This is a genomic window from Colwellia sp. KS18-150 (assembly GCF_057551365.1).
In genome coordinates, this window is the sequence record NZ_BAAJMC010000002.1 from 345,301 (window position 1) to 363,789 (window position 18,489).

General features: G+C 38.3%; 15 protein-coding genes. 3 read left to right on the forward strand and 12 right to left on the reverse strand.

What is annotated here, in order from left to right; translation table 11 throughout:
- The first annotated feature begins 55 nt into the window (after positions 1–55).
- Positions 56–1,057, forward strand: a complete 1,002-nt coding sequence (locus AC27IF_RS04785; RefSeq protein ID WP_487052594.1) for a Gfo/Idh/MocA family protein — start codon at positions 56–58, stop codon at positions 1,055–1,057.
- 58 nt (positions 1,058–1,115) lie between these two features.
- On the opposite strand, the gene AC27IF_RS04790 is transcribed toward AC27IF_RS04785, so the two are convergent.
- Positions 1,116–1,991, reverse strand: coding sequence for a hypothetical protein (locus AC27IF_RS04790; RefSeq protein WP_487052595.1), 876 nt, complete (start codon positions 1,989–1,991; stop codon positions 1,116–1,118).
- Between the two features lie 372 nt (positions 1,992–2,363).
- Here AC27IF_RS04790 and AC27IF_RS04795 point away from each other — a divergent pair, with 372 nt between their 5' ends.
- Positions 2,364–3,140 (forward strand): substrate-binding periplasmic protein, encoded by a 777-nt coding sequence (locus tag AC27IF_RS04795; protein ID WP_487052596.1) that lies wholly within the window; start codon positions 2,364–2,366, stop codon positions 3,138–3,140.
- Positions 3,141–3,167: 27 nt separating this feature from the next.
- Here the strand turns inward: AC27IF_RS04795 and AC27IF_RS04800 are convergent, their stop codons facing one another.
- From AC27IF_RS04800 to guaB, 5 genes are all read right to left on the reverse strand, one after another.
- Positions 3,168–5,120 (reverse strand): RecQ family ATP-dependent DNA helicase, encoded by a 1,953-nt coding sequence (locus AC27IF_RS04800; RefSeq protein WP_487052597.1) that lies wholly within the window; start codon positions 5,118–5,120, stop codon positions 3,168–3,170.
- 19 nt (positions 5,121–5,139) lie between these two features.
- A complete protein-coding gene (locus tag AC27IF_RS04805) occupies positions 5,140–5,751 on the reverse strand; it encodes a hypothetical protein (protein ID WP_487052598.1) in 612 nt (203 codons plus the stop codon).
- Between the two features lie 51 nt (positions 5,752–5,802).
- Entirely contained in the window at positions 5,803–6,153 is a 351-nt protein-coding gene (locus AC27IF_RS04810) for a RidA family protein (RefSeq protein ID WP_487052599.1), read from the reverse strand.
- A 272-nt stretch (positions 6,154–6,425) separates the two neighbouring features.
- Complete coding sequence (gene guaA / locus AC27IF_RS04815) at positions 6,426–8,003, reverse strand: glutamine-hydrolyzing GMP synthase (RefSeq protein ID WP_487052600.1); 1,578 nt, start codon at positions 8,001–8,003, stop codon at positions 6,426–6,428.
- 357 nt (positions 8,004–8,360) lie between these two features.
- Entirely contained in the window at positions 8,361–9,833 is a 1,473-nt protein-coding gene (gene guaB, locus AC27IF_RS04820) for an IMP dehydrogenase (protein WP_487052601.1), read from the reverse strand.
- Between the two features lie 267 nt (positions 9,834–10,100).
- On the opposite strand from guaB, the gene xseA reads away from it, so the two are divergent.
- Positions 10,101–11,441 carry an exodeoxyribonuclease VII large subunit gene (gene xseA / locus AC27IF_RS04825; RefSeq protein WP_487052602.1) on the forward strand — a complete coding sequence of 447 codons (1,341 nt, stop codon included), beginning with the start codon at positions 10,101–10,103 and terminating at the stop codon, positions 11,439–11,441.
- On the opposite strand, the gene AC27IF_RS04830 is transcribed toward xseA, so the two are convergent.
- From AC27IF_RS04830 to ispG, 6 genes are all read right to left on the reverse strand, one after another.
- Complete coding sequence (locus AC27IF_RS04830; protein WP_487052603.1) at positions 11,438–12,130, reverse strand: PilZ domain-containing protein; 693 nt, start codon at positions 12,128–12,130, stop codon at positions 11,438–11,440. The two genes, xseA and AC27IF_RS04830, sit on opposite strands and share 4 nt — an antisense overlap.
- Before the next feature lie 206 nt (positions 12,131–12,336).
- Positions 12,337–13,818 carry a ribosome biogenesis GTPase Der gene (gene der / locus AC27IF_RS04835; protein ID WP_487052604.1) on the reverse strand — a complete coding sequence of 494 codons (1,482 nt, stop codon included), beginning with the start codon at positions 13,816–13,818 and terminating at the stop codon, positions 12,337–12,339.
- A 150-nt stretch (positions 13,819–13,968) separates the two neighbouring features.
- Positions 13,969–15,222 carry an outer membrane protein assembly factor BamB gene (gene bamB, locus AC27IF_RS04840; protein WP_487052605.1) on the reverse strand — a complete coding sequence of 418 codons (1,254 nt, stop codon included), beginning with the start codon at positions 15,220–15,222 and terminating at the stop codon, positions 13,969–13,971.
- 9 nt (positions 15,223–15,231) lie between these two features.
- Positions 15,232–15,897, reverse strand: coding sequence for a YfgM family protein (locus AC27IF_RS04845; protein WP_487052606.1), 666 nt, complete (start codon positions 15,895–15,897; stop codon positions 15,232–15,234).
- Between the two features lie 23 nt (positions 15,898–15,920).
- Positions 15,921–17,201, reverse strand: coding sequence for a histidine--tRNA ligase (gene hisS, locus AC27IF_RS04850; protein WP_487052607.1), 1,281 nt, complete (start codon positions 17,199–17,201; stop codon positions 15,921–15,923).
- 115 nt (positions 17,202–17,316) lie between these two features.
- Entirely contained in the window at positions 17,317–18,450 is a 1,134-nt protein-coding gene (ispG, locus tag AC27IF_RS04855; RefSeq protein WP_487052608.1) for a flavodoxin-dependent (E)-4-hydroxy-3-methylbut-2-enyl-diphosphate synthase, read from the reverse strand.
- Positions 18,451–18,489: the final 39 nt, after the last annotated feature.

Sequence of the window (18,489 nt, forward strand, 5' to 3'; positions counted from 1 at the left end):
ACTGACCTGAATACGAACAAGCTAACATAATTACACTCACGAAATAGGTAATGGTATGAAGAACACGAACAAGATACGCTGGGGAATATTAAGTACCGCTAAAATTGCCCGTGAACAGATGATCCCGGCAATTCACGCATCAAGTACATCTGAGGTTGCAGCTTGTGCCTCTCGAAATCAAGAGCAAGCAGATAGCTTTGCTAAATTAACCAATATTCCAGTTGCCTACGCAAGTTACCAAGCCTTGTTAGAGGATGACAGTATTGACGTTATTTATAACCCTTTGCCAAATCATTTACATGTACCATGGACATTGAAAGCTATCGCAGCAGGTAAACATGTTTTATGTGAAAAACCCATTGGTCTTGATGTCGCGGAAGTTGAAACATTAATTAAAGCGTCGAGTGCTCAACCAGACTTAAAGGTGATGGAAGCTTTTATGTATCGTTTCCATCCTCAATGGCAAAGTGTAAAACAGCAAATTGCAGACGGTAGAATAGGTAAAATAAACAGTATAGATGCAGTGTTTACTTACCATAATGTCGATGCTAATAATGTTCGTAACCAAGCAGGGATAGGCGGCGGTGGTTTAATGGATATTGGCTGTTACTGTATATCTGTGGCTCGATACTTATTAGATAAAGAGCCAACAAGCGTAATTGCTACACTTACTTTTGATGAGAAATTTCAAACGGATAAACATGCTAATGCAATACTTGATTTTGGTGATGTTCGTACTTCATTTTATTGTTCAACCCAAAGTGAGCCAAAACAAAGTGTTTATGTCAGTGGCGAAAAAGGCAGTTTAACCATTGAGATCCCTTTTAATCCGCCCAAAAATGAGGAAACAAAACTTATATGGCAAGCAGGTAAGGTTTCAAATACGCAAGTAATTGATGCCTGTGATCATTATGTTGAGCAAGTCGATGTATTAGCCAGAGCCATCACACAACAAAAAGTAACGCCAACTCCACTAAGCGATGCACTCGCTAACATGAAAGTTATTGACGCTATTTTTGCCAGTCATCAATCACAAACTTGGGTCAATATAAAATAAAAGATAAATATAACGCCTTAACTTAAATAGCTGAAAAAATTTCCTGAGAAGACTTAGGTTAATTTTCATACCATAAGTCTGTATTTTTTAAAAACTCTTTTTCATTAAAGTAAGGGTTATCAATCTTTATGATACGTCGGCTCTTTAAATTGGCTTGATTTATCTCTTTCGCATAGTATTTAAAGAGAATTTTTTTCATCTCCCCTGTGGAGACTAATTTACGTAACCCTGCTTCAACCCTTTCAGCAAGTCGAGGCTCACTGGGTGAAACATAAACATAAGTTGCCATAGGTAAATACAGCGCTAAGGTCGGTTCGATAACAACATCCGTTAACTTATCTTTTCTACTCTCGTATTCATCATAAATTTCATAGATAGCTCGTGGAATGTAATTAAACCTATGTTTATTTAACATTAAAAACAGGCCTTCAAAGTTATGGCCAATAATGACATCTACAGCAAGTTTTTTGTACACCTCTGCGGTTACCCAGCCACTCTGTAAGCCAGCAGTAAGTTTAGTAAGGTCATCAAAATCTTTAACTTCTTTAAACTTAGGTAAGTCTGCTTTATTAACGAGTAATAAACGATAGCTTAGTAGTCCTTGCCTAATTGGCACCTTAATGGCAATGGTATTTTTTTCCCATAATTCACTACTTGGTGCGATAAAGATGTTGATCAGATCACCGCTTTTCATCGACGAAAATGCTCGACTTGTGGTCATATCGACATTCACTTCTTCTAAAGTAAATGGACCATATTCCGATTCAGTCACTTGCAATGCTCTAAGTATCACTTCATCTTTATGCATAACACGTTTATCAAAACCTAAAATTGGTTTTAACACCTTAACCTTATCAGCCGCATGTATTGATTTTGATATGCTAAAGGCAAGCAATAGTATGACTGACAATTTGAGTACAATACGGTTAAACATAAAATACGACCTATGAGCAAACTTATGCTCTAGTTATAGTTATAGTTTGTTTCACAATACATAAAGCTAACTATACATAATATAACCAGTCTCAGCCATTTTATGAAACCTACAACGACTGCCTCCATTGAGTAACCGTAAACTTAAGTTTAAGTTTAAGTTTAAGTTTAAGTTTAAGTTTAAGTTTAAGTTTATTACTGTGAATGATATCCACAGAGCCTGTTTTTTTAATTAGTCTATAAATCCTAAGCTTAGCCAAATATGTATCGTGACAGTTACTCATAGGCCACTATGACTTAAAACCATGAACGTTGATGAAAGACTAAAACTAAGCTATAGCTTAATTATGTAGTGGTTGTTGGATACAATGAAATGTCTAAAAAGCTTTGGTTCACAGTAATATTATTATTGGTATTGAACCAAGGAGCATGGGCGAATCAGAAAATAGTTAACATTAACGATATAAACTGGCCACCTTACTTTTTCATCGATAATCAAACAAAACAATACACGCTTGGCATAGGTAAAGAAATACTAAATCACTGTATTAAACAGGCAGGATATGAGGTTAATTATATTCGCTTGCCAATAAAAAGAACCCATCATTATATGAAGCAAGGAATACTCGACATCACAGTGTATTCCTATAATAAAAGTCGAGAAGACTTTTTACTCTATAGTAAAGAGCCTATTTTTAGTTCGGAATACGGTTTTTTAGTACGCGCTGATAGCAATATTGAGATAAATACTATAGATGATGTTAGGCCTTACCAAATAGGCCACTTAGCGGGTTTAACTTATTCACCTGAATACTTAGAAATTGTGAATGAGAAAATAGCTAAAAAAGAAGTTACCATAAGCCATTCTTTAGAAGCCATGTTTCACCAGTTATTAGCGCCAAACCCTCGCTTTAATATCATGGCGGATTCTAAAGCAACATTTCATTGGTTCGCACAAAAAACTGGCGTTACAGAACAGGTAAAAGTATTAGATTTCACCATGAAAAATAAAGATTATTTTATTACTATTTCAAAACGTTCAAAAAATATTGCCAATGGTAAAGCTTTCCTTATTGAAACAGATAACTGCCTAAAAAATTTAAAAAAAGATGGTGGTTACCAAGCTATTTTAAACAGATATCAAGGATAATTTAGCGATCTATATACATTTCATCGGTTATGTTAAAACATTTAATGAAGTGAGTTTTTTTCTTATCTCTTGGTATCGTTGCTGCTCACAAGATGCAAAACCCGCTAATTGCCTCACTTTATTACGTCCAAATAAGGGCACTGTCATACCAGCAAAAAATCGGCAATAACTTTCCAGTGAAAGTGGCTGAGATATTTTATTTGCTAAATGCTCCTTAAGTCCCCGAGCATATTTTTGTAAAACATCATCTGTTGGCCAGTCGCTATGCTGAGAATAGTTAAGTTTGGCAATTTGACCTCGACATGCACTGCAATGACCACAACTATCAAACGTCATAGCATCATCAAAGTAACGAGCTAGATTAGTACTTAAACAAGTCTCAAGCTGAAAAAAACGTACTAATGCCCCAATACGCTTAATTTCTTTTTCTTCTTTATCGACAAAATAATTATATAAATGATGAGCTAAAGAAGGGTCATTAAGCTCATTGGTATTTACTTGAAAAACCTCCGTCATTTTCGAGGTTTCTACAATAATCATTTTCTGCTCTTGTAAGTAGTCAAGCGCGGCGATAACTCGATTTCGATCAACAGAAGGATCTTGCAATAAGTCATCAAAATGCAAACTCCCCCACACTTTCTTAAAAGCCGTGGCTTGGAAAATTGTTGATAAAAATTCTTGTCTTTGGGGATCAAAATTAGCCAGTATTTTCTCGATAGGCTTTAGCAACTTAATTTTAAAATCGGCAAAATAAGTATGCTTGGGCTCGATAACACCATAAAGCTCTAATTGAACTAACAAAGTTTTCAGGGGTAGTTGTTTGATATTACAAGCGTTAGAAAGCTGCAATACTTGCAATTCCCATTTGCCGAAACTAGTTTCTGTTTTGATATTCTCAATAACATATTCAATACCACTAAGCTCAGGAGTATCACCATAAACAAAATTTTCAACGGTATTTAAGCCATCTAAATTTGCCAAAGTAATGCAATGAGAAAGTTGTCCGTCTCGCCCTGCTCTGCCAATTTCTTGCGAATAATTTTCAATAGATTTAGGTAAGTCATAATGGAATACAAAGCGAATATCACTTTTATCTATCCCCATACCAAAAGCAATAGTGGCGACAATAACTTGGGTACTCCCCGCCATAAAATCACTTTGAATTTGGTTACGTTTATCACTTTCAAAACCTGCATGATAGGCACTGGCATTTATACCTGCTTGTTGTAAATACGCAGCAACTTGCTCAGCGCTGTGCTGCAAAGTTACATAAACAATACCCGCACCATTTAAACCATTAATATTATCAAGCAAATAACGGTTCTTATTGGCACTACTGACTGGCAAAACCGATAAGTCCAGGTTGCTGCGATAAAACCCCGTTTGTACAATATGTGGCTCATTTATGGCGAACTTCTGCGCCATATCAAGCTTAACTTTTTTGGTGGCGGTAGCCGTTAATAATAAAGTCAGCGGTATATTTAATGCCTGACGGTAACTGGGTAGCTTTAAATAATCAGGTCTAAAATTATGTCCCCACTCGGAAATACAATGGGCCTCATCGACCACTAACATAGAGACAGGAATAGATTGAATAAACTGACGAAAGCGCTCATTTTTAAAACGCTCTACTGACACCATCAGTATTTTAATGTCGCCGTTTCGCACACCCGACATCACTGCTTGTGCTTCGTTGCCTTTTAGCGTGGAATCGATACTTGCTGCGGAAATTCCTTTTTCAGCTAAAAACTCTAACTGATCTTTTATCAATGCCAATAAGGGCGATACCACCAATGTTAAATGCGGTAAATGTAGCGCGGTTAACTGATAACACAGCGATTTACCTGAGCCTGTAGGGAAAATAGACAGTGTGGAATTACCTGCCAACAGCTGACTAATGGTTTGCTCTTGCCCATCCCTGAAGCCATCAAAGCCAAAAGTAGCTTGCAGTGAGCCTTGGATGGTTGAATCGTTATGCATAAAAGCTTTACTCTATTACTTACTCGATTACAGGGCATGATTGAATAGCATTTACTTGGCCATTCCCTGCTGTTTGATAGCACTCATCAAGTAATGAACAATAACAAATACTGATGTCGATATAATCTCTTTCAACGTTGAGTTTTTCCCATAGTGCATGACTACGGCTACCATCATAAAGTTGATAAAACTTGATTTCTTCTTGAGCTGGTAAAATGGTATTTATAACAGAGCTAGTGATATAAGCCCCTTCAGAAAAGTCCATTGTTGCTATTGAAAGGAAGCCTTCGTATTCTGTATTGCAACACGCTTTAAAAATGTGAATTAAACTTTTATAGGGTTTATTTTTATAACTAAAATCCACACTTTTAATAAGCGCAGGGCCAACACCACCATTGGCGATAGTAAACTGAAGAACTTGCTTATTAGTCCCTTCTTCTAAGTTACTCGTTTCATATTGCAGTAAAGGCAATGTCATTGCCTTTACTTGCTTCTCTGCGGCACTTGCTTGTAGATAAGTCGCGTAAAATGAAGCAGCTGAAATCAAAATAGCGCAAACGGCTAAGATAAAATTAAGTTTTTGTGAGGTAAAGCCTCGTTCATTGCTTGATTCTGAAGTTGTGTTTGACACTGGTTTTCCTATTTTTCTTTCAATGTATCATACAATATTGAAGTAACCAGTTTATATTTCTGCAGCAACCACCGAAATTTCCACTAATAAGGCTTCACGAGCCATTTTAGCCGCAACACAAGCTCTCGCCGGCGCATATCCCTCGGGTACCCATGCATCCCATACAGCATTCATGTCAGCAAAGTAACTCATATCTTTAACATAAATTGTCGCTGATAAGATATGCTTTCTGTCACTACCAGCCTGTATTAGTAAAGCATCAACTTTATCCAACATGGTTTGCGTTTGCTCAGTAATATCTTTTGTGGCATCTGCGGCTACTTGTCCACATAAGTAAATTGTACCGTTATGTTTAACGATACGGCTCATACGTTGTTTGGTTTCTAGTCTTTCAATAGTCATTTATAGGACGCTCTTACAAAGTTGAAATGATAAAAATCGGCTAAGTTATCCGATTGATATTAATATTAGCGCGAACAAGTTCCCGCCTACTTGTCAAAATAAAACCCCAAGGTTATACAACATTGGGGTTTTCATTATATCTATACATAATTTAAACTTAGTTTGAAAACGCAGGAATAACATACAAATTCAAGGAGAAAGCACGGAGCCTATGACTATAGGTGAGTACTGACAACGATGAAGTTGAATGTTATAACCAGTTTATAACAAAGTTATTCCCATTCGATAGTCGCGGGTGGTTTACCTGAAATATCGTAAACAACGCGTGAGATACCATCAATTTCATTGATGATGCGGTTAGATACTAACCCTAAGAAATCGTACGGTAAATGTGACCAACGCGCTGTCATAAAGTCGATTGTTTCAACACTACGTAAACTTACTACCCAGTCATACTTACGGGCATCACCCATAACGCCAACAGAGCGAACCGGTAAAAATACTGTAAAGGCTTGGCTAACTTTGTGGTACAAGTCTGCTTTATGTAGCTCTTCAATGAAAATAGCATCAGCGCGACGTAATAAGTCAGCATATTCCTTTTTAACTTCACCAAGGATTCGAACTCCTAAGCCTGGGCCTGGGAACGGATGACGATAAAGCATATCGTAAGGTAAACCTAGCTCTAGGCCAATTTTACGTACTTCATCTTTAAATAGCTCACGTAATGGCTCTACTAAACCAAGCTCCATATCGTCAGGTAAACCACCAACATTGTGATGAGATTTGATCACATGCGCTTTACCTGTGGCAGAGGCTGCTGACTCAATCACATCAGGGTAAATAGTACCCTGCGCTAACCATTTAGCATTTTTAAGTTTCTTTGACTCTTCATCAAATACTTCAACAAAAACATTACCGATAATCTTACGTTTAGCTTCTGGGTCGCTTTCATCGGCTAAACGATCTAAGAAACGATCTTCAGCGTTTACGTGTACAATGTTTAAGCCAAAGTGATCACCAAACATGTCCATAACTTGCTCACCTTCGTTTAAACGAAGTAAGCCATTATCAACAAATACACAGGTAAGTTTATCGCCAATAGCGCGTTGTAATAACATGGCAACTACGGAAGAATCAACACCGCCAGAAAGACCTAGAATAACTTCATCATCGCCTACTTGCGCTTTCATTTTAGCAACAGCATCTTCGATAATTGATGCCGATGTCCAAAGTTTTTCACACTGACAAATATCAACCACAAAGTGCTCTAAAATACGCAAACCTTGCTTAGTATGAGTTACTTCTGGGTGGAATTGTACGCCATAGAATTGCTTGTCTTCATTGGCCATCGCCGCATAGGCACAGCTATCAGTTTTAGCAACAGTAACAAAGCCAGCAGGAATGGCAGACACTTTATCGCCATGACTCATCCAAACGTCTAATAGCGCATTACCATTCGCACCAATGCTATCTTCAATGTTTTTAAACAATGCTGATTGTTCAACAACTTCTACTGCCGCATAACCAAATTCTTTATGGTCGCTACTTTCAACGCCACCACCAAGCTGTTCAGCCATTGTTTGCATGCCGTAACAAATACCTAATACAGGAATATTGGCATTGAATACATATTCTGGCGCACGCGGTGAATTGTCTTCGGTAACCGACTCAGGGCCGCCAGCTAGAATAATACCCGTTGGGTTAAATTCCTTAATTTGAGCTTCTGTCACATCCCATGACCAAAGCTCACAGTAAACGCCAATTTCACGAACACGACGAGCAATAAGCTGGGTGTATTGTGAGCCAAAATCTAAAATCAGTATGCGGTGATCATGAATGTCTTTACTCATGTTTGTTTTCCTACTTGTGATTGCTCGTCATGAATAAACTTTATGCTTCATTGTCTTCGTAATGAAACCAACTCATTTATAAATATAAACTCATTAATTTCTTTACTCGACGGCTTTGCCTAAAGCCTATTCATATAGAGCTGTATCTATGTGAGTAACAAGCTGAACATAATTATTAAAATGAATCACAACTCAGCGAGTTTAAAAATTTCGTATATCTAAAACGGCATAAACAAGAATATTTTAGTTCAAAGCTAGTTTACGTCAGAACAAAGAAGAAGCGCGGAGCCTAGTTTACTAGGTGAGCACTTCTGATGCAGTTATTACGTTAAATAGCAAAGAAATAAGATATTCGGCTTAGCCCATACGGTAGTTTGGAGCTTCTTTAGTGATAGTCACGTCATGGACGTGGGATTCACCCATACCTGCTGAAGTAATCTTCATAAACTCAGGCTTAGTACGCATCACTTCAATTGACTCACTACCCGTTAAGCCCATCGATGAGCGTAAACCACCCATTTGCTGGTGGATAATAGCTGCCACAGGACCTTTGTAGGCAACACGACCTTCAATACCTTCAGGAACTAGTTTGTCGGCTTCACCATCTGTTTTTTGGAAATAACGATCACTTGAGCCTTCTTTTTGATCCATCGCACCTAAAGAGCCCATACCTCGGTATGATTTATAGTAGCGACCTTGATAAAGTTCAACTTCACCTGGTGACTCTTCAGTACCTGCTAGCATGCTACCTACCATGACGCAGTGTGCACCCGCAACCAGTGCTTTAGCGATGTCACCTGAAAAACGAATACCACCATCAGCAATAACAGGAACGTCTGTGCCTTTTAAGGCTTCTACCGCATTTGAGATAGCCGTTAATTGTGGTACACCAACGCCAGTAACAATACGTGTAGTACAAATTGAACCTGGGCCAATACCTACTTTAACAGCATCAACACCAACATCTGCTAAGGCTTTCGCACCAGCGCCCGTAGCGACATTACCTGCGACAATTTGTAAATCAGGATATTTATCGCGAGTTTCTTTAACTCGGTCAATAACACCTTGTGAGTGACCATGAGAAGTATCAATTAATAATACGTCAACACCTGCAGCGACTAAGGCATCGATACGCTCATCAGTACCTGCGCCAACACCAACAGCTGCACCAACACGCAAACGACCTAGCTCATCTTTACAAGCATTGGGTTTATTTTCAGCTTTTTGGTAATCTTTTGCTGTGATAAGTCCCATTAACTTAAAAGCATCATCAACCACTAAAATCTTTTCAATACGGTTTTCATGCATCAGGCCAAGGATTTCTTCACGAGCAGCACCTTCTTTAACTGTCACTAAATTTTCTTTAGTGGTCATTAATGCCGACGCTGGCTTAGTTAAATCGGTTTCAAAACGTAAATCACGACCTGTGATAATACCTACTAGATTATTTTCAGCATCAACAACAGGGAAACCAGAGAAACCTAAGTCATCTGCTTTATGCATAATTTGTTCAATAGAGTCTGTAGCACTGACTGTTTTGGGATCAGAAACAATACCACTTTCATATTTCTTTACTTGCTTAACGTTGCTGGCTTGCTCAGCGATAGTCATATTTTTGTGAATAAAACCTAAGCCGCCTTCTTGCGCTAGGGTTATAGCTAAGCGTGCTTCAGTTACTGTATCCATAGATGCAGAGACCATAGGTACATTAAGACTAATTTTTCGGGTTAAACGGGTTTTTAAATCGGCAGTGTGAGGTAGCACCTTAGAATGAGCAGGTACTAATAAAACATCATCAAAAGTTAACGCTTCTTGGGCAATTCGTAACATCGCAATATCACCAGAGTTAAGAGTAGAGTGGACACCAAACACTTACAAAATAAGTAAAACTTGGTATCAAATATTGCGGCAGAATTTTAACCGTTTTCTCTGGTTAGGTAAACATAAATTTACCTAAGAGAGGTAAATTTATGTTAACGATAATGTTACCTATGATTCAATTAACTCATACAAATATATATCTACCCTATATTGAATTAGTAAATATATAATAGGTTAATCGTTTTTTTGATCCTTTTACCAAAAATTTAAATAGTTATGGCAGCACAGCATATATTACAAGTCAGTGAGTTAACTAAAAAAGTACGCTTTATTTTAGAAAGCGAACTCAATACTGTCTGGTTAACAGGTGAGATATCTAATTTTGTTGCTGCGAGCTCTGGCCATTGGTATTTATCACTTAAAGACAGTAGATCACAAGTTCGCTGTGCTATGTTCAAGGGCAATAACCGCCGAGTTAGACTCAAGGCCGGTAATGGACAACAAGTATTAGTAAAGGCCAGAGTCTCTCTCTATGAGCCTAGAGGCGATTTTCAATTAATCATTGAACAAATGGAAGATGCTGGTGAAGGTTTATTACGCCAACAATACGAGCAATTAAAAAATAAGCTTAATGCGCTAGGTGTATTTTCACAAGACCACAAAAAATCTATACCAGAGCATATTCAAACAGTAGGCATAGTTACCTCACCTACCGGCGCTGCCGTAAAAGATATATTGACGGTATTAAAACGCCGAAACCCTAACATCAATGCCATTATTTACCCTGCCTTAGTTCAAGGTGAGTTTGCCTGCAATGATATCTGCCATGCAATCCATCAAGCAAATATTCGAAAAGAATGTGATGTGTTAATTGTTGGCCGTGGTGGTGGCTCTTTAGAAGATCTATGGTCTTTTAATGAAGAGAGTGTAGTTCAGGCCATTTACGACTCTATGATACCCATTATCAGTGCTGTTGGTCATGAGGTCGATACCACGTTAAGTGACTATGTTGCCGATTTACGGGCAGCAACACCTTCTGCTGCTGCAGAACTAGTCTCTAATGATAGTAGTGAATTACTCGATAAAATTAGTGTCTTGCAGCGCCGACTAGTTAACACTATCAAGCAAAAATTATCATTACTTAATCAAGGGCATAGCTATATTCAACACAGGTTAAAACAAGTTCATCCTGAGCAACAATTATTAATACAACAGCAAAAGTCAGATGAATTAAGCCTTCGTCTCACGCAAGTTATGAAGCGTGTAATGCAACAAGCTAAGCAAACACCGAACCAATTACAGCAGCGCCTAAGTCAATTATCTCCCTTAAAAAGCATTAACGATAAACAAACTCATACAAAGCAACTAGAGCAAAGGTTAAACATCGCCTTGCAAAATACTATGCAACATAAGCAAGAGTCATTTGTTCACTTAATTGAGCAATTACAGTTGGTAAGTCCATTAGCAACTATTGCTAGAGGATATAGTGTAAGTCGAGACGTTAATCAAAAGGTCATTAGTTCAGTAACTGAGTTAGCGATAAATGATGAAATGAGCGTGCAAGTATCTGATGGATTAATTCAGGCAAGAATTGAGAACATTATAAAGGAAGATTAACCTTCATTATTTTCTGTACTCACAGTATCCAGTAATAACTGACTTACAGAATTATGACTAGCGTCGTTAAATTTAACACCAAACGATAAACCATCCGTTTGCTGCTTGAGGTTACAAACTGCGCCACTGAGTTTAATATTGCTGCTATTTTGTTTATCTTCTACGACGATTTCAATTTCTTTCTTTTCTGATAGCACTAGTTTTTCGCCGTTAACTATACTCAGCTGACAACCACTGATTGATAAGTTTGTAATAGTGGTGTGCCAATAGTTTTGATCTATTTTGACTTTAGCATGAATATTAGTATCAATTCGAATGGCTGATCGTAAGTTTTGCAGACTAACACTGCGAGGAAAATCTAACACCATAATGCGAGATGGCATTTGTATGGTTTGCTTAATGGTACTTAGAAAGGCAACAACCGCACCTTCATGCCCTTCGATTAACCCACGAACCGTGATGGCTGTACCTTGCTTAATATGTTGTGAAAATTGCCCTAATTTATTCGAATCAGGAAATTGAATTAAGACATATTGTTTAGGCAAAAAACCAATAAAGGTAGTTCTAAATTTTGCTTTTTGGCCCGCAGGAGTCGCAATATCAATAGTGACCGTTGAGCCAGCATGAAACAAACCTAAGTTACGACTAAGGCGAGTAGCTGTGTCAATTTTTATTGGTTTTTCAGCCATAAACAATAAATAAACGAGTTAAGTTCTATAAAGTCACATTAGCCAATGACACGATTAAAAGCAATATATAATACCATTCGCTACAATCAATGCCTTGCCTACAAGCCTTTAAATTTTCACTAAGAGATCACTTTCTTATGCAGGTTACTATAAGTACCTAGTTGCTAAAGTGAGTAGTCACCTCGCAACTAGGAAATGACAATAAACTACTTATTGTCTTTGTTATAACCTTGCGTTGCTCTGGCGATTTTCTTCTGCTCGGTATAGGTTAGCTTCTTCTTACCGGCGAACGGATTAGAGGTTTCTCTAAACTCGATACGAATAGGTGTACCCATGATCTTCAATGATTTTCGGTAGTAATTCATTAAGTAACGTTTGTATGAGCTCGGTAATTTTTTCGCTAAATTACCGTGGATAACTATGATAGGTGGATTGTAACCACCAGCATGAGCATACTTAAGCTTTATACGGCGACCTTGGTGCATAGGAGGTTGATGATCAAATACTGCCATATCGAGTATTTTAGTTACCATAGCCGTAGAAATACGCTTGGTTGCACTAACAAAAGCTTCTTCTACTGATTCATATAAATGACCTACACCCGTGCCATGTAAAGCAGAAATAAAGTGCACTTTCGCAAAATCAATAAAACCTAAGCGTCTATCCAGCTCAGTTTTAATCCTATCTTTAACATGATCATCCAAGCCATCCCATTTATTTACCGCTAATACTAACGAGCGACCAGACTCTAAAATAAAACCAAGTAAGCTTAAATCTTGATCCGTGATCCCCTCACGTGCATCAATAATCAATAAACATACATTTGAATCTTCAATAGCACGCAATGTTTTAATAACGGAAAACTTTTCAACCACGTCAGTGACATTTTTACGGCGGCGGATACCAGCCGTATCAATCAAGGTATAATTACGGCCATTATGCTCCATTGGAATATAAACGCTATCGCGTGTTGTACCTGGCATATCATAAACAACGACACGTTCTTCACCAAGAATACGGTTAGTAAGTGTTGACTTACCTACATTAGGTTTACCGATAATAGCTAACTTAATGGTGTCATTTTCATGTGGTGCTTTTTCTATTTGTTGTTCAAGTTCAGCTTCTGATAATTCAACATCATAATCACCGTCGAATTCTTCATTTTCACCGTCAGCTTTTGGCTGTCCCAGCTCTTCAATGTGAGGAGTTAACGCTAAGGTTAATAATTGCGTAACACCGCGTCCATGAGCTGCAGCAATTTTATGAACTTCTTCGCCTAAACTTAAAGAATAAAATTCAGCGACGGCAGAATCAGCATCAATGCCATCCACTTTATTGGCCACTAAAAATACTTTTTTATTTTGCTTACGTAAATAATCAGCAATACCATAATCAGCAGAAGTTAAGCCATCACGTGCATCAACTAGAAAAAGTACAGCATCAGCTTCTTCAACCGCCATTAATGATTGTTCAGCCATTAAGGTATCAATCCCTTCTTCATCACCTTGAATACCACCGGTATCAATAACAATAAAAGGATGCTCTTCAACTTCCGCCTTACCGTATTGACGATCTCTGGTTAAGCCAGGGTAATCGGCAACTAAAGCATTTCTTGAGCGTGTTAAGCGATTAAATAATGTTGATTTACCAACATTTGGACGGCCAACTAAGGCAACGACAGGAAGCATGAAAACCTCAAAATTCAAATATAGTCTGGTGCTTTTTAATTGAGAAAAAGCACCAGCATAAAAACAAGTAACGGCCCCACATGCAAAAGCATTGGAGCCGTATGTAATTTTAGTCTTTTATTTTAAAAAGACTAGTTAAAAGCGTAAGGTTTAAAGCTCAGCTTTTATAATTTCTGGTGTTAGTATTGCCTGTAAATCACCGTCACGTGATTGGCTATAGATAACATTATCAACCACAGTTGGTGTTGAGTGAATACCACTGCCATCGACATTATGTCGAGCAACGATTTCACCGGTTTCTTGATCTAACCAATGTAAATAACCGTCAAAATCACCTACTACAACATAGTCATCTACTACTGCAGGGCCAGTAACACCACGGTTAGTTAACGCTAGATTACTCCAGCGCTCAATACCATTAACTCTATCGATAGCATAAACATGGCCACGATTATTAGTTAAGAAAATAGTATTTCGGTACACAGCTATTTGACGATATGATGAATATTGACGTTTCCACAATATTCGACCACTTTTTAGTTCAATCGCGGCTAAATTACCGCGTGAAGACACCGCATAAATCTTGTCGCCAAAAGCAACAGGAGAAGAATCTACATCAATAACACGTTCAAGCTCTGTTGACCCTGTTGGCTCACCAACCTCTGTTGACCAACCTTGCTGACCTTTTTCAAGTAAATATACATCGACACTGCCCTTGCCTGTGCCAATAATAACACCACCTGAAGCAATAACTGGGGCACTGATGCCACGTAAAGTTAACGCAGGAACATCTTGATCAACTTCCCAAAGCTCTTCACCATTATCAGCATTAAAGCCTTTCATGACACCCGAAGCTGAATTGACCACGATAATACCCGAGTCAATTGCTGGTGCATTTATCACTTCACCTTTGATATTTGCTTGCCAAGCAAGCTCACCAGTCTCGGCATTTAAAGCAAATATTTTACCGTTTTCACTTCCAATGAAGACTTTATTAAGTCCTGCAACAGGGCCACCAGCTAATAATGCAGATAACCGGCTATCCCAAAAGCTGCGTTTGCCTTCAATATCACTTAAGTCAGCTTTCCAAACTTGTTTGCCTGTTTTCTCATCAAAGGCAATAACATCACCGGCACGGCTAGCACTGTAAACTTTGTCGTAAGCAACAATTGGCTTTAAACGAGAGAAATAATCTTCACTGCCGTCACCAACACTTTTGTCCCACAAAACCTCAGGCTCAAATTTTTCTTCAATGTCTGTCAATTCAGCCACTAAATCAGCAGTATCTTCTTCATCATCTGATGATGAACAGCTCATTAAAATCCCTGAAAGCAGAAATACAGCTAACAGCTTGTGATATTTTTTAAATAAGCCAGCGCCAGTGTTTATATTAGAATAAGCCATTCAATAACCTTACTTAACTACAGGTTCAGCTGGTAAAGTCGTTGGCAAATTTACCACGGTCGCTAAATCATCTAGCTTCATCTGTAATGCAGGACTACTCGCTAAACCGTCTGCAGCAATGGCTGCTTGATAAGCATTACGTGCTAATTCTTTTTTACCTTGTAAAAGGTAAGTATCACCTTTAATTTCTTCAACTGAAGCGGTAAAAGACTCAGGTAATGGTTTTGCTAACGTTGCTAAGGCTTGTTCATACTCAGCTAATTGTATTTGTACACGTGCTAAACGAAGACTTGCAATACCTTTAACACCGTCACTAGGTGCACTGGCAATTGCAGCACTTAGTTGTGTTTTTGCTGCCGCCCAATCATTGTTCGCTGCCGCTTCTTTAGCTAAAGCTAGTGCCGCAAGTGATGCATAGCTTGTTTGCGCATTATCACTGATAAATTTAGCCGCATTGTCATTAAAAGCTGCTTTATCACTTGTCGCACTGTCTACTAAAGCTTGATAACTGTCAGAAATGGCTAATTCATTTTCTAATTTATTATCTTGATATACGTTAAAACCAATAAAGCCTGCAAAACCTAGCACGATACCAGCAATAATAGTGTTACCGTTTTCGGCCCAATAGCCTTTTATTGCTTCAACTTGTTGTTCTTCTGTTTGATAAACTTCCACTTCTTCACCTTCGACTAAAAGTCTTAAATTAATGACGCTAATAAGCTTGAGACTTGCTCAAATGCTACGCTTTGTTGTTCTTGTTGACCACGTAAATATTTAACCATAACTTGTTGCTCAGCAATTTCGTTATCACCTAATATTAACGCGATTTGTGCGCCTGATTTATCAGCACGCTTTAATTGTTTTTTCATATTGCCGCCACCACAGTGACATTGCAAACGAATATTCGGCACTTGATCACGCCACTGTTCTGCTAATGCATTTGCTTTAACTTGTGCATCATCACCCAATATAACCACATAGGCATCAACTTGTGGACGCACATTTGTTGCTTTGTTTAATTCAGTTAGCATTAAAATTAAACGTTCAATGCCTAATGCAAAACCGAAAGCCGGCGTTGCTTTGCCACCAAGTTGCTCCACTAGACCGTCATAGCGGCCACCAGCACAAATAGTACCTTGAGCACCTAGGCTTTCGGTAACCCATTCAAACACAGTACGATTATAATAATCTAAACCACGAACTAATCGCTCATTCAGCTTATATTTAATGTTAGCTGCATCAAGTCGCTGGCAAAGCGTGTCAAAATGCGCTTTAGTTTCTTCACCAAAATAGTCAGACAACTTAGGCGCATCAGTTAACGCTTCTTGCACTTGTGGATTTTTACTATCTAAAACACGTAGTGGATTAGTATGCATACGGCGTTTCGAGTCTTCATCTAACAGGGCTTCTCGCTCAGTTAAAAATACCACTAAAGCTTCGCGATAATTTGCACGTTCTTCGTTGCTTCCTAAAGAATTCAACTCTAGTGTGACAAATTCATTGATGCCAAGTTCCCGCCATAATCGAGAAGTCAGTAAAATAATTTCTGCATCAATGTCAGGTGTCGCAATTCCAAAGGCTTCTAGGCCAAATTGGTGAAATTGACGATAACGACCTTTTTGTGGTCGTTCATGACGAAACATGGGGCCCATATACCAAAGGCGTTGTTCTTGGTTATATAATAAACCATGTTGCACACCGGCACGTACACAACTAGCGGTACCTTCTGGACGCAAGGTTAAACTATCACCATTGAGATCATCAAAAGTGTACATTTCTTTTTCAACGATATCGGTCACTTCACCAATACCACGTTTAAATACGGCTGTTGATTCAACAATTGGCATACGAATTTCAGCAAAACCGTAGTTACTGGCAACACGGCGTAATACTGACTCTACCATTTGCCAAATATTTGTTTCACTAGGTAAGCAATCGTTCATACCACGAATTGCTTGTAAGGTCTTGTTTTTTGACACTTAGTTATATCTCTTTTAAACTTTTAAATGGCTCGAAAATGTGTTCTCGTGACACGTCACATCAATAATGAACGCGCATTGTACCTAATAATCTGTACCTAATAAACAAGTAGAATTAATCGTCTATTTTTTTAATGTCTATTTGGTTTGATTTATCTAACCTTTCTTTCATAGCACTCGCTTTGGCTCGTATTCTGTGCTCAAGCTGATCTACTAAATCATTATTATCAAAACGTTCTTTTTGTCTAATGCCATCAAGATAATAGCCACTTTTTTTACTACTACCTGTTAGGCCAAGATCTGACACCATTGCTTCACCTGGGCCATTAACAATACAGCCGATGATAGAAACATCCATAGGTGTCATTATATCTTCAATACGTTGTTCTAAAGCGTTCACCGTGGCGACCACATCAAACTCTTGACGGGAGCAGCTGGGGCAAGCAATTAAATTAATACCACGACTGCGCAGTTTTAATGACTTTAGAATATCAAAGCCTACTTTAATTTCTTCTACAGGATCTGCTGCTAAAGAAATACGTAAGGTATCACCAATACCTTGTGAGAGTAGCATTCCCAAACCTACCGATGATTTAACCGAGCCAGAACGTAAACCACCGGCTTCAGTAATACCAAGGTGCAAAGGATTGTCAATTTGCTTGGCCAATAGCTTATATGATTCGACGGCTAGGAATACATCAGAAGCTTTAACACTGACTTTAAATTGATCGAAATTCAGTCTATCGAGTATATCAACATGACGCATTGCTGATTCAAGTAATGCTTCTGGTGTTGGCTCGGTATATCTTTCTTGAATGTCTTTTTCTAAAGAGCCGCCATTAACACCAATTCGTATAGGGATATTCTTATCACGTGCACATTCTACAACACTGCGAACTCTATCCTCTCTACCGATATTACCGGGATTGATTCGCAAACAGTCGGCGCCATATTCAGCAACTTTCAAGGCAATACGATAATCAAAATGAATATCGGTTACCAAGGGTACATTGACTTGTTTTTTTATTTCGCGAAATGCTTCTGCAGCATCCATGGTTGGTACACTTACTCGAACAATATCAGCGCCAACGGCTTCTAATGACTGAATTTGAGCCACAGTAGCAGCGACATCTGTTGTCTGAGTATTAGTCATTGACTGTACTGTGATAGGAGCATCACCGCCAACAGGTACATTACCTACCATTATTTGACGAGATTTACGGCGAATGATAGGAGATTCTTTAAACATAATTTTATTTACAATTTTTAAGTAATAGTTCTAATGGCT

What these genes read in the sequence shown, in the direction of transcription:
- AC27IF_RS04785 (WP_487052594.1), top strand. Translation starts at nt 56, where the DNA reads ATGAAGAACACGAACAAGATACGCTGGGGAATATTAAGTACCGCTAAA.
- AC27IF_RS04790 (WP_487052595.1), bottom strand. Translation starts at nt 1,991, where the DNA reads ATGTTTAACCGTATTGTACTCAAATTGTCAGTCATACTATTGCTTGCC.
- AC27IF_RS04795 (WP_487052596.1), top strand. Translation starts at nt 2,364, where the DNA reads ATGTCTAAAAAGCTTTGGTTCACAGTAATATTATTATTGGTATTGAAC.
- AC27IF_RS04800 (WP_487052597.1), bottom strand. Translation starts at nt 5,120, where the DNA reads ATGCATAACGATTCAACCATCCAAGGCTCACTGCAAGCTACTTTTGGC.
- AC27IF_RS04810 (WP_487052599.1), bottom strand. Translation starts at nt 6,153, where the DNA reads ATGACTATTGAAAGACTAGAAACCAAACAACGTATGAGCCGTATCGTT.
- guaA (WP_487052600.1), bottom strand. Translation starts at nt 8,003, where the DNA reads ATGAGTAAAGACATTCATGATCACCGCATACTGATTTTAGATTTTGGC.
- guaB (WP_487052601.1), bottom strand. Translation starts at nt 9,833, where the DNA reads ATGTTACGAATTGCCCAAGAAGCGTTAACTTTTGATGATGTTTTATTA.
- xseA (WP_487052602.1), top strand. Translation starts at nt 10,101, where the DNA reads ATGGCAGCACAGCATATATTACAAGTCAGTGAGTTAACTAAAAAAGTA.
- AC27IF_RS04830 (WP_487052603.1), bottom strand. Translation starts at nt 12,130, where the DNA reads ATGGCTGAAAAACCAATAAAAATTGACACAGCTACTCGCCTTAGTCGT.
- der (WP_487052604.1), bottom strand. Translation starts at nt 13,818, where the DNA reads ATGCTTCCTGTCGTTGCCTTAGTTGGCCGTCCAAATGTTGGTAAATCA.
- bamB (WP_487052605.1), bottom strand. Translation starts at nt 15,222, where the DNA reads ATGGCTTATTCTAATATAAACACTGGCGCTGGCTTATTTAAAAAATAT.
- ispG (WP_487052608.1), bottom strand. Translation starts at nt 18,450, where the DNA reads ATGTTTAAAGAATCTCCTATCATTCGCCGTAAATCTCGTCAAATAATG.